The sequence below is a fragment of the Micromonospora solifontis genome (assembly GCF_003725545.1).
Taxonomy (GTDB): Bacteria; Actinomycetota; Actinomycetes; order Mycobacteriales; family Micromonosporaceae; genus Micromonospora; species Micromonospora solifontis.
The window spans coordinates 1-4,250 of the sequence record NZ_RJLN01000169.1 but is presented as its reverse complement, the minus strand read 5'-3'; the positions used below and the strand labels follow the sequence as shown (position 1 = coordinate 4,250).

General features: G+C 70.8%; 4 protein-coding genes. 2 read left to right on the top strand and 2 right to left on the bottom strand.

The annotated features are described in order from the left end of the window. Window positions 1-81 precede the first annotated feature (81 nt). Both EFE23_RS27540 and EFE23_RS27535 read right to left on the bottom strand, forming a co-directional pair. Window positions 82-1,563, bottom strand: coding sequence for a sugar transferase (locus EFE23_RS27540; RefSeq protein WP_233601174.1), 1,482 nt, complete (start codon window positions 1,561-1,563; stop codon window positions 82-84). A gap of 181 nt (window positions 1,564-1,744) precedes the next feature. Continuing rightward, window positions 1,745-2,803 carry an LCP family protein gene (locus EFE23_RS27535; protein ID WP_123243784.1) on the bottom strand — a complete coding sequence of 353 codons (1,059 nt, stop codon included), beginning with the start codon at window positions 2,801-2,803 and terminating at the stop codon, window positions 1,745-1,747. A gap of 127 nt (window positions 2,804-2,930) precedes the next feature. Between EFE23_RS27535 and EFE23_RS27530 the strand changes: the two genes are divergently transcribed. Together EFE23_RS27530 and EFE23_RS27525 are read left to right on the top strand one after the other, a co-directional pair. Beyond that, entirely contained in the window at window positions 2,931-3,764 is an 834-nt protein-coding gene (locus tag EFE23_RS27530; protein ID WP_123243783.1) for a class I SAM-dependent methyltransferase, read from the top strand. A gap of 67 nt (window positions 3,765-3,831) precedes the next feature. Next, window positions 3,832-4,140 (top strand): hypothetical protein, encoded by a 309-nt coding sequence (locus EFE23_RS27525; protein WP_123243782.1) that lies wholly within the window; start codon window positions 3,832-3,834, stop codon window positions 4,138-4,140. The last annotated feature ends 110 nt before the right edge of the window (window positions 4,141-4,250 follow it).

Here is a 4,250-nt window from a genome sequence, read left to right as displayed (position 1 = left end):
TGGCAACGCCCGCTAGGCGGCCCCGGCTGACCGGCGGACGGGCAGCCGGGGATCGGGTCCCACCACGTCCGGTCCGGTGGCTCAGCGGCCACCACCGCGGAAGACCTCCGCGACGGTGCGCAGCACGATCTTGATGTCCAGCCAGATCGACCAGTTCTCGACGTAGTAGTTGTCGAACCGCGCCCGATCGGAGATCGGCGTGTCGCCCCGGAGGCCACTGACCTGCGCGAGGCCGGTGAGCCCGACCGGGACCCGGTGGCGCATGGCGTAGTGGGGGTACTCGACGGAGAACTTCTCCACGAAGTAGGGCCGTTCCGGCCGGGGGCCCACCACGCTCATCTCCCCGCGCAGGATGTTCCAGAGCTGGGGCAGTTCGTCCAGCGACGTGCGGCGCATGAACCGCCCGATCGGCCCGACCCGCCGGTCGTTGGCGATCGACCAGTTCGTCTGCGACTCGTGCTCGTCCACCGGGCGCATGGAGCGGAACTTGATGACCTTGAACGGCTTGCCGTACCGGCCGATCCGCTCCTGGTAGAAGAAGATCCCGCGCCCGCCGTCGAGGAAGGTGGCGATCGCGCAGAGCAGCAGCACCGGGCTCAGCACGATCAACGCCACCGCGGCGAAGAGGATGTCCGAGGCCCGCTTGATCCGCCACCGTGGACCCGACAGCGTGGTGTCACCGATCTTGACGATCGGGATGGCCCCGACGTGGTCGGGATATCCACCCTGGGAGCGGGAACCCCACAGGCGCGGCACCGCCCAGAGGTCGCAGCGCGAGTTGGCCGGCCGGAGCAGGGTCTCCATCAGGACGGACTCCGGGCAGTCCGGGTCGGCGATGACCAGGACGTCGCACTCCACCAGCCGGGTGAGCGCTTCGAGGTCGTCGAGGGTGCCGATCAGCGGAAGCGACGCGACCGGTTCCCGCGACGGGGCGTCGACAAGGCCGACGAACCGCAGACCGTACTGCGGGTAGCGCCGGAGCAGCCGGGCGAGCTCGATGCCGACCGGGCCGCTGCCGATGATGATGGCGTTGTGCTCGACCCACCGGCGCTTGCGCGCGAGGAGGATCACCCTCGTGTTGAGCGCCCGGCCGACGATCACCAGGCCGGCGGAGAGCGCGACGCCCTGCATGAATCCGCTGACGTACGGCACCGAGTCGTGGCGCTCGGCCGCGATGATGGCCACCACGGCGCCGGATGCCAGCAGCCGGCCGCCGAGGCTCGGCAGCTCGTCCAGGATGCTGATGTGACGACGCGGTCGGTAGAGCCCGCCGGCGGCGAAGAGGGCCACCGTGAGGCCGGCGTTGACCAACGTGCCCCGCCAGTAGTTCTGGGTCACCAGCAGCGGGGCGAGAAGCGCGAGGACGTCGATGGGAGCCGTCATCATCGACGCCCGGAGCCAGCGCGTGCGCTTGGAGGCCCGGGAACTGGCGTACGGCAGCACCGTGGTCGTGTCGAGACCCGCCAGCGGTGCGGCGGTGACCGGCTGCTCCTTCGCCGACCGGACGGGGGTGATCATCGCGGTGACCGCGTCACCGTCGACCGGTTCCTCCTGGAGCGCCACCGACTGCTGCGACGCGCCGCCAGGCTCTGGTGCGGTCGCAGCAGGGTGACCAGTCGCCGGCTGGCGTGACATGGTCGATCCTCCCCCGTGAAGCCCCTGGCCAGATGTGAAACGCCACAGGCGATCGCAGGATACGAGTGGGTCCGCCGTGCCACCAGAGCCGGCAAGGTGATTCGACGTCCTACTTTCCGGCAGCCACGATCTCGGGGACCGCGTCGCGGCGGACCGCGTCGAAGAGACCCTTCGCCTTCGCCTTGTCCGCGAACACGACGCTCTCGCTGCCGACCCGGCCCGTCCCCTTGGTCGGGCAGGTGTAGAAGCCGAGGTTGCTGCCCCGCATGCCACGCATCTGCATCGCGAGGTCGAGAAGGGACAGTGAGTTGTCCACCGCCACCGCGCTCGACGTGGCCTTCACGAACGAGTTCAGCTTGGCGGGGTTGGCCAGCACGCCACCGGAGGCGGCCTTGTCGAGAATCGCCCGGATCACCTGCTGCTGGTGCCGGATGCGCGCGAAGTCCCCGTCGGCGAACTGCTTGCGCTGCCGCGAGTAGTCCAGCGCCGCCGCGCCGTCCATCTGCTGCGGGCCCGCGCTGAAGGCGCGGAACGGCGGGTGGATCGAGGTGAATTTCTTCTCCACGTCGACGTTGATCCCGCCCAACGCGTCGACGATCTCCTTGAAGCCGGCGAAGTCGACGATCGTCACGTGGTCGATGCGGACGCCGGTGAACTGCTCCACGGTCTGCACCATCAGCGGGATCCCACCCCACGCGTACGCTGCGTTGATCTTGGCGTCCCGGCCGCCGTGCCGGCCGTCCTTCGAGCGCGGCACCGACACCCAGGTGTCGCGCGGGATCGAGATGAGCTGGGCGCTCGACCGGTCCTTGGGCAGGTGGGCCAGGATGATGGTGTCGCTCCGCGAGCCGCCGGTGCTCTCCGGGTCCCGGGAGTCGCTGCCCAGGATCATGATGTTCATCGCGCCCTTGGCCACGACCTGCGGCCGCGACTCCTCGGGCACGCCCTGGAACGCGTCGACCCGCTCGATGGAGTTGTTGACGGAGCGGTAATAGAGGCCGCCCGCGAGCATCCCACCGCCGGCGAGCAGGACCACCACGAGCAACACGATCAGGGCGATCCGCCGGCCACGGCGACGCGGCTTCGGCGCGGGTGCCTCGACCTCCGGATCCACATCGGAGCCCGGGAAGTGGGTGTCGGGGTCGGCGAGCTGATGGCGATCTGACATGGTCGCGATGCTACTGACTGACGTTGCGCCGCGGGGACCCTCGTCCGGGTGGTCAGCTTCAACCACCCGGTCGGCGAACCGGAACTTTCCTCGCCGTTGGCAACCCTGAGCTGGTACAACGGCACGGATGGACGCAACGAAGCTCCGGCGGGCCGTCGCCCGCACCCGGTTGGCACCGATCGCCGGGTTCCCCAAGCGGCTCGCCCGGGTCGCTCGGCACGACGCCACGGTGCTCGCCACCTCCGCCCGCTGGCTGCTCACCTCCCGCGAACATCACAACTACACCTACGACCTGACCCGGCTGAGCCGGCAGCACCTGGCCTGGTTCGTCAGCGTCTCCTGCGACGCGCCGGTCCGCCAGGTCCGCGACTGGTTCGCCGAGCTGGAGGGCGACGACCGGCTGCGCGGGCACATCGAGGCGGCCACCGCCGCCGCGTCCCGCCGCGGCCTCGCCGACCGGCACGTCCGGTACGCCCGCCGGGTCGGCTGGTACGCCATCGTCCGCGCCCGCCGGCCCGCCCACGTCGTCGAGACCGGCGTCGACAAAGGGCTGGGCAGCTGCGTCCTGGCCGCCGCCCTGCTCCGCAACGCGGCCGAGGGGCACCCCGGCCGGCTCACCTCCCTCGACATCAACCCCGAGGCCGGCTACCTGGCCCGTGCCACCCCCTGGGCCGACGTGGTCGACCTGGTCATCGGCGACTCGGTCGCCTCGATCACCGCGCTGGACCGCCCCGTCGACCTCTTCCTGCACGACAGCGACCACAGCCGGGTCCATGAGAAGCGCGAGTTCGAGGAGGTCGAGGCGAAACTCGCCCCCAACGCGATGCTGCTCACCGACAATGTCACCGCCACCAACGTCCTCGCCGAGCACGCCGAACGCACCGGACGACGGTTCCTCGCCTACCGGGAGACCCCCGCCCGCCACTGGTACCCGGGAGACGGCATCGGCGTCGCCTGGTGAGGGCCTTGTGCCCGGTCGGCCCCAGGATCGATGATGACCGAAGCGGCACATCGACGAAGGAGTCGCGATGACAGTCATCCACCACCCCCGCGTGGCCTGGGACACCGCCCGGGTGATCGTCGAGGCCGTCCCCGACGAGCAGCTCTTCGCCTGGATCCGGCAGGAACTCGGCGGCCTGCTGGGCGCCGCCGCCCGGGACGCCCTCACCGAGACCCGGGACCGGCTGAGCCGGGCCGGGGACGCCGGGGTGCCGGTCGAGGCGGGCCGGTGGCGGGTCCGGCTGGAGGACCTGCTCCGGGAGCGGCCCGAACTGGCCGGTGACGTGTCCGCCTTCACCGCCGTCGCCGTCGGCCTGCTCCGCGGTCGCCAATCCTGAACTCTTAGCTTTCGCTTAGCGCGCTTGTCCGGGCCGCGGCGGGTCCGGCAGCATCGACCGGCGTGACCGCCGGCAGCGCTCCCAGCCCCGTACCCTCCGGCCCGGACGAC